Annotated in this window: 7 protein-coding genes; 2 read left to right on the top strand and 5 right to left on the bottom strand. The window is 65.6% G+C overall.

Translation table 11 applies throughout. From position 1 onward, the window contains the following. Nucleotides 1–475 precede the first annotated feature (475 nt). Both NFX52_RS17885 and map read left to right on the top strand, forming a co-directional pair. Nucleotides 476–748 carry a ParD-like family protein gene (locus tag NFX52_RS17885; protein WP_055400464.1) on the top strand — a complete coding sequence of 91 codons (273 nt, stop codon included), beginning with the start codon at nt 476–478 and terminating at the stop codon, nt 746–748. Beyond that, entirely contained in the window at nt 748–1,548 is an 801-nt protein-coding gene (gene map, locus NFX52_RS17880; RefSeq protein ID WP_055400462.1) for a type I methionyl aminopeptidase, read from the top strand. The genes NFX52_RS17885 and map overlap by 1 nt, the downstream gene beginning before the upstream one ends. Nucleotides 1,549–1,576: 28 nt before the next feature. On the opposite strand, the gene NFX52_RS17875 is transcribed toward map, so the two are convergent. The 5 genes from NFX52_RS17875 to NFX52_RS17855 form a co-directional block, all read right to left on the bottom strand. Further along, on the bottom strand, nt 1,577–2,605 hold the full coding sequence (locus tag NFX52_RS17875) for a phosphotransferase enzyme family protein (RefSeq protein ID WP_055400459.1): 1,029 nt from the start codon (nt 2,603–2,605) through the stop codon (nt 1,577–1,579). 196 nt (nt 2,606–2,801) lie between these two features. After that, nucleotides 2,802–3,539, bottom strand: a complete 738-nt coding sequence (locus NFX52_RS17870) for an SDR family NAD(P)-dependent oxidoreductase (protein WP_055400454.1) — start codon at nt 3,537–3,539, stop codon at nt 2,802–2,804. A gap of 47 nt (nt 3,540–3,586) precedes the next feature. After that, entirely contained in the window at nt 3,587–5,158 is a 1,572-nt protein-coding gene (locus NFX52_RS17865; RefSeq protein ID WP_055400472.1) for a cryptochrome/photolyase family protein, read from the bottom strand. Continuing rightward, nucleotides 5,155–6,471 carry a DASH family cryptochrome gene (locus tag NFX52_RS17860; RefSeq protein WP_055400452.1) on the bottom strand — a complete coding sequence of 439 codons (1,317 nt, stop codon included), beginning with the start codon at nt 6,469–6,471 and terminating at the stop codon, nt 5,155–5,157. The genes NFX52_RS17865 and NFX52_RS17860 overlap by 4 nt, the downstream gene beginning before the upstream one ends. After that, the gene (locus NFX52_RS17855) at nt 6,468–6,641 is read right to left on the bottom strand and encodes a DUF2256 domain-containing protein (RefSeq protein ID WP_082437550.1); all 174 of its coding nucleotides are present in this window, start codon (nt 6,639–6,641) and stop codon (nt 6,468–6,470) included. The genes NFX52_RS17860 and NFX52_RS17855 overlap by 4 nt, the downstream gene beginning before the upstream one ends. Nucleotides 6,642–6,649 lie beyond the last annotated feature (8 nt).

Below are 6,649 nucleotides of genomic sequence, written 5' to 3'. Positions count from 1 at the left end.
CGCGTCGGGTGGGTTTGCGCGAATGCTCGAATCCGTTGTCTTGATCTGCGGCCATTGCCAAGGTCTGCTGCTTCATCTGCGGATAACGTTTGACCCCTCTCAATGGTGGACCTTAATCAGCGTTGCCTTAACACATCCCACACGGTTCATGGTTGAGGCTGCGCAGGGTTGCGCAATGTAGGCCCGCCCAGCCCGTATCGCAGCGTGTGGTTGCTCATGCAAAGTGGGCACCCATCGGCTCCTTCCAGCGGCAACTTCGCTATCCATGAGGTGTCTGCATGCGTGTTGGAGGGCATTGTGGAAGCCTCCCCTTGAATGCCTGCTGAATGGCGCATTCATCCTCTGTTCATCGCCGGGGGCAAAGGTACCGCGACGACCTACAAGCAAGATCAACGAGCCCGGTGCCACCACCCCACTGCGCCCTGCCCAACAGACGAAATATATAATTCGACTACGTTTCATATATAGGTAGCCCATGGGCATAGTCAAAATTTCCGACCAGATGCACGAAAACCTGCGTCTGGCCAGCACGGCGCTGAGCCGTTCCATCAACTCCCAGGCCGAGCACTGGATGCGCGTGGGCATGCTGGCCGAGATGTACCCCGACCTGGACCACCGCGAGATTTGCCAGATGCTGGTGCGGGCCGAGCTGGCAGGTGGGCTGGACGTGGCGCTGGCGGCACGGGGTGAGCTGGATAAACCCGGCGCTGCCACCCCCACCGCGCGCGCCAGAAAGCAGCCGCACTGATGGCGCGCGCTGACCGTGGGGTGCCGATCCGCTCGGCCGATGAACTTGTGATGGCGCGGCGGGCTGCGCAGCTGGCCGCCGAGGTGCTGGCGATGATCGAGCCGCATGTGGTGCCGGGCGTGACCACCGATGCGCTGGACCGCCTGTGCCACAACCACATCGTGAACGTGCAGGGCGCGCGGCCTGCCAATGTGGGCTATCTGGGTTACCCCAAGACGGTGCTGACCTCGGTGAACCATGTCGTATGCCACGGCATCCCCTCGCCCCAGCAGATGCTGAAGAAGGGCGACATCGTGAACATTGATGTGGCGGTGGAAAAAGACGGCTGGTACGGCGACACGAGCCGCATGTTCTGCGTGGGCACGCCCAGCGTGCTGGCCCAGCGGCTGGTGCGCACCACGTACGAGGCGCTGTGCGCAGGCATCCGCGAGGTAAAGCCCGGCGCCACACTGGGCGATGTGGGCCATGCGATTGCCACCGTGGCGCAGCGCGAGAACTTCAGCGTGGTGCGCGAATACTGCGGCCACGGCATTGGCACGGTGTACCACGATGAGCCGCAGGTGATGCACTACGGGCGGCGCGGCCAGGGGCTGCGGCTGGAGGCGGGCATGGTCTTCACCATCGAGCCCATGCTGAACGCAGGCCAGCGCGAGACCAAGGAGCTGGCCGATGGCTGGACGGTGGTGACGAAGGACCGGTCGCTCTCGGCCCAGTGGGAGCACATGGTGGCTGTGACAGACAGCGGCTTTGAGGTGCTGACAGCGTGGCCGGGGGGCACGGGCAGCTACCCGGCGATTTAGGGATGGCCTGCACGATGAGATTGCCGCATCAGCCGGGTGGCAGCTCCAGACGGGCCCAAGCGGCCATCACATCGAGCTGCTTCTTGATCCAGTCGGCAGACATCATGTTGGCGCCCCAGTGGTGGATGCGCGCCACGCCCTCCCCCATGTTCCACAGATGCCGCAACTGCAGGAAGAGCGGCAAGGCGGCGAGGTCGGCATCGGTGACCCGGCCGCCCCCTGCACGGTAGCCGTCCAGGTACTGCTGCCAGCGCTTGAGCAAGGCTTCGTCGGGCTCCATGGGGGCCTTGCGCGGCAGGTTCGACCACAGCCACACACACAGGTCATAGGCCAGGAACCCTGGCCCGGCGTCGTCAAAGTCAAAGAAGGCGGCGCGTTGCACACCATCGGCATCGGTGTACACATGGTTGTTGAAGCCATGCGTGTCGCCGTGGCACATCACGCGGGTCAAGGTGCCCTCCACGCTCGCCAACTCGCTCAGAAGGCGCTCAATCAGTTGCCGGTAGGCCTCCAGCACGGCAGGGTCCAGCTCGGGATGGGCGGCAAGGTAGTCCAGCGTGCGGCCTGCAAGGTGGTGGCCGTCCAGCACATAGCGGCTTGCGGGGCCTGCGTAGCTTTGCGCGGCGCTGTGAATCTGGGCCAGCGTGGCGCCGGTCAGGCGCAGGTCTTCGGGCGTATCGGGCGCGGCACCGTCGCAGTGGCGAAACAGCACCAGCGCACGCGGGCCTTCGGGGAACGGCAGGGTAACGCTGGCAGCACCATTCGCAGCCAGGACCGGCGTGGCTACGCCCACACCCTGTGCGTGCAGGTGGGCCAGCAGCGCAACTTCGAAATCCACATTGAACGCGCCGCGCGGCCGAATGGCACAAAGCCGCGCCACATAGCGGCTGCCATCCGTGGCTCGCACGGCGTAGTTGTCGTTGAGGTTGCGGCGGATCAGGTAGCACTGCTGCACTGGCGGGCCGTAGTGCTGCGCTACCCAATCACTCACGGCAGAGGCAGCGGCTGTGGTGTGGGAGGCGACCAGATTGAAGTCATGAGAAGGGGAAGAAAGCATGCGGCATTCTCCACGGATGCAGCATGAAACACCCGTGCGGCATGGTTCGATGGGGTTGCGCCAAGACGTTCTGCTGAACCCCGAGGCTGGCGCGAGCGGGAGAACAGGCACACCACAAAAATATGCCTAAATATGGCTGCTAGCGCTTACTGGTATTGCACCATCGGTATCAAAATCATAGCAATCCGTTTCACCATCACCACGGCAGCTTGTCGCCGCTGTAGGCGTAGAAGCACCCCGTTTCCTCCACCGGCAACCCATCCAGCACCCGCAGCATGTCGCCCGTTGCATCGGCCGCCGGGCGGCCGATTTCTGCACCGTTGAACGGGGCCGACAAGGCCGAGTTGACGGTGCCCGGGTGCAGCGCCACCAGCACGGCCTGCGGGTGGGTGCGTGCCATTTCGATGGACGCCGTTTTGACCAGCATGTTGAGCGCGGCCTTGCTGGCGCGGTAGCTGTACCAGCCGCCCAAGCGGTTGTCGCCAATGCTGCCCACCTTGGCCGAGAGCACGGCCAGCAAGCCGCGCCCCTGCTTGGGCAGCAGTGGCGCAAAGTGCGCCAGCACGAGCGCGGGGCCGAAGGTGTTGGTGCGGAAGATGGCTTCCATCTGCGCGTAGTTCAACTGGCCCAGGCGCTTTTCGGGCATGCCGTGGGGGCCGTGCAGCATGCCAGCGGCGTGGATGATGCAGTGCCACGGGCCTTGGGCTTTGAGCTGCTGGGCGGCAGCGGCGATTGTGGCTTCGTCGTCCAGATTGACCGCCGGGTGGGTGTGGCGGCCCAGGGCCACGGCCAGGGCGCAGCGGGGGTCGGCCTGCAGGTGGGCGAGGAAGGCGCTGCCGATGGCACCGGTGGAGCCGATGACCAGTGCGCGGTAGTCCTCGGGCAATGACTGCAAAGATGTGAACGGTGTTGATGCGGGCTGTGTTTGAGACATGGCGCGGTTCTGCGGTGAAGGTGTCGTTGGGTGATTCGGCAGGCGGGCTACAGCGCATCCAGCCGCGTGCGCAAGCTGGCCGCATGCTCGCGCAGCGCATCCAGCTGCGGGCCCTGCATCTTTTGCAGCTGGCGGTACACCATGCCGAGGCGGAAGTTGTTGCCCAGCGTGCCTTCGTTGCGCGCAAAAAAATCCCAGTACAGGGCGTTGTACGGGCAGGCGCGGTCGCCCAGCTTTTGCTTTTTGTCGTAGTGGCAGCCTTTGCAGTAGTCGCTCATGCGGTCGATGTAGGCGGCGCTGCTCACATAAGGCTTGGTGGCCAGCAGACCGCCGTCGGCAAACTGGCTCATACCCACGGTGTTGGGCACTTCCACCCACTCAAAGGCGTCGATGTACACGCCCAGGTACCAGCGGTGCACGGCGGCAGGGTCAAGCCCCGCCAGCAGCGCAAAGTTGCCGATGACCATGAGGCGCTGGATGTGGTGGGCGTACGCATGCTCCAGCGACTGGCCCACGGCGTGCTGCATGCAGCGCATGTGGGTGTTGCCCGTCCAGAACCATTCCGGCAGCGGCATATGGTGGCCCAGGGCGTTGCGCTCGTCGTAGCCGGGCATGTGGGCCCAGTAGATGCCGCGCACATATTCGCGCCAGCCGAGGATCTGGCGGACAAAGCCCTCCACGGCTGGCAAGGGCGCAGCGCCTGCGTGGTAAGCCGCCTGGGCGCGTTGCACCACCTCGTGCGGGCGCAGCATTTTGGTGTTGAGCGCGAAGGACAGCAGGGAGTGGAAGAGCCTGCTGCTGCGCGTGCTCATCGCGTCTTCATACGCGCCAAAGTGCGGCAGCGTGGTGGTGATGAAGTGGTCCAGCCACGCCAACGCCTCGGCCCGGTTCAGCGGCCAGCGCAGTGCATGGGCCTGCGGGTTGCCAAAGCTCTGCACGCCTGCGGCCTGGATGGTGGCCCACAGGGCGCTGTGGTCGTGCGTGGGGCGGGCGTCGGGCGGCAATGCGGGCGCGTCCTTGGTATCTGGCCAGGGCTTGCGGTTGTCGTGGTCGTAGTTCCACTGGCCGCCTTCGGGCTCGCCTGCCTCGTCGATCAGCACGCTGTGGCGCTGGCGCATGCGGCGGTAGAAGTGCTCCATGAGCCACTGCTTGCGGCCTTTGAACACCTCAGCCATTTCGGTGCGGGTGGTGTAGAAGTGCTCGCTGCTGACGGCCTGCACGGTAAATGGTTGCTCTGCACCCCAGGTGCGCAGTTGCTCATCCAGCCGCCATTCGTCGGGGTGCTGGTATTGCAGCGTGTGCGCGCCGTAGTGGGCCATGAGGGCGGCCAGGCTATCAGGCATCGACTGGCGGTTGCTGGCGTCGTCAATCGCCACGTAGCGCACGCGGTGCCCCGCCTCGCGCAGGTGGCGGGCCAGGTCGCGCATGGCGGCAAAGATGGCGAGGATCTTTTGCGCGTGGTGCAGCACGTAGTCGGTTTCTTGCCGCACTTCCATCAGCACATAGACCACGCCTTCGTCCTGTGCGGCGAACCATGAATGCTCGGGGTTGAGCTGGTCGCCCAGCAGCAGGCGAAGCGTGTGGGCACGCTGTGGGGTAGAGGGTTGTGGCGTGCTCATGCCGTGCCCCATAGGCGGCGGTAGCTGCCGTCGGCATCGTGGTCTTGCGCCTGCTTGATGGGGTTGAAGCGGCGGCCGCCGCGCGGGTCGGTGCCGCGCCCGGCGATGTAGAGCCAGTTGGCCTGGTTGCTGTAAACGTCATAGTCCACCAGTTGCGATTCAAACCACGCGGCGCCAGCGCGCCAGTCGCTGTGCAGATCGTAGATGAGGTAACTGGCCACCACCTGGCGCAGGCGGTTGCTCAGATACCCGGTGGCAGCCAGCTCGCGCATGGCGGCATCGACCAGCGGCTCGCCGGTCTCGCCCCTGCACCAGCGCTCAAAGCCGCGCGGGTTGTGTGGGGCGGGCGGTAGTTCAGACAGCCCCCGCGCCCGGTACAGCGTTGCGCCGTATTGCAGGTGCAGCAGCCGAAAGTAGTCGCGCCACAGCAGTTCAAACCACAGCCAGTAGCTGCCATCGTTGGCACCGTGGTCGTGCTCGAAGGTTTTCAAGTCGGCATAAATCTGGCGCGGAGACAGCGCGCCCGTGGCCAGCCAGGGCGAGAACTTGCTGGAGTAATCCAGCCCCGTGAGCCCGTTGCGCGTGGCCTTGTAGCTGTGCGGCAGCTTGCGGGCCAGGTACTGCGCCAGGTGGGCCAGCGCGGCGGCCTCGCTGCCATCGCAAGCAGGCGTGCCGTAGAGGAAGGACGAGCGGGCATCGCTGCCCTGTGACGATGCGGGTGGCTGGATGCTGGCGGCGCCCTGCTCTGCCCCCACGGCCTGCAGCACGCGCGCAGGCACTTGGGGCGGCGGCAGCAGCCGGGCGGGTGCTGGCAGTGGTGCAGCGGGGGTGATGCCTGCGCGCTCGACCTTCTGCCGAAAGCTGGTGAACACGCCCGGTAGCTGGTCCACAGGCCATGGCATGCGCGCCGGGGGCAGCAGACTGCTGTGCCAGACGGTGCGCACCTGCAGGCCTGCTGCGCGCAGTGCGGCCACCTCGGCCTGCTCGTAGGGGGCTGCGATGTCTTCGCACACCACGGTGGTGGCACCCACGGCCTGGGCCAGTTGGAGCAAGGCGGTGGCAGGCGGGGCTTGGCAGATGAGCAGCGGGTTGCCCAATGCACTCATCTGTTGATGAAGCCCGCGCAGCGCTGCGGCGATGAAGGCGCTGCGGTGTGGGCCCACACGGGCAAAGCCCCAGGGCGTGCGTTCATCGGGCGCGGGCAGGCACGCCACGGGCAGCAGGTGGGTGGCACCGCTGGTGAGCGCTGCGTGCAGCGCTGGCTGGTCGTGCAGGCGCAGGTCGCTCCTGAACCAGAACAGCACGGTGCTCATGCGGCGCCCTCCTCTGCGGACTTTTCGGTGCGCTTGCGTTCACTGCGGCAACGGTCGGAGCAGTACTTCACCTCATCCCACACCTTCTCCCACTTCTTGCGCCAGGTGAAGGGCAGGCCGCAGTGTTGGCAGGTCTTCTGCGGAAGGTCTGATTTTTTGCGCATGCGCATGGCGGAGC

The organism is Acidovorax facilis (assembly GCF_023913775.1).
GTDB lineage: Bacteria > Pseudomonadota > Gammaproteobacteria > Burkholderiales > Burkholderiaceae_C > Acidovorax > Acidovorax facilis.
This window is presented reverse-complemented; position numbering and strand designations above follow the sequence as displayed.